We start from the raw sequence: 239 nt of genomic DNA, 5'->3' as shown, positions 1-239 counted from the left end.
CGAGATCTACACTCTCTCCGTCGTCGGCAGCGTCAGATGTGTATAAGAGACAGGCGCAGCGTGCCGACGGGCGACTGGAACGGCGACGGGTACACCGACTTCGCCACCCGCATTAGCGACGGCCGGCTCATCCTCCGCACGGGCGACGGCCTGTCTCTTATACACATCTCCGAGCCCACGAGACGGAGCTACATCTAGGGTGGGGGGTTTTGGTTGAAAAGAGGGGGGGGGGGGGGGGG

General features: G+C 64.0%; 1 protein-coding gene. It reads left to right on the top strand.

Going from position 1 to position 239, the window contains the following annotated elements; translation table 11 throughout:
• The coding region (locus ACR9ZK_RS23285; RefSeq protein ID WP_481344281.1) for a hypothetical protein at positions 1-198 on the top strand (198 nt) is incomplete at its 5' end.
• Positions 199-239: the final 41 nt, after the last annotated feature.

This window comes from Monashia sp. HAY1-5C (genome assembly GCF_056755255.1).
This window is presented reverse-complemented; position numbering and strand designations above follow the sequence as displayed.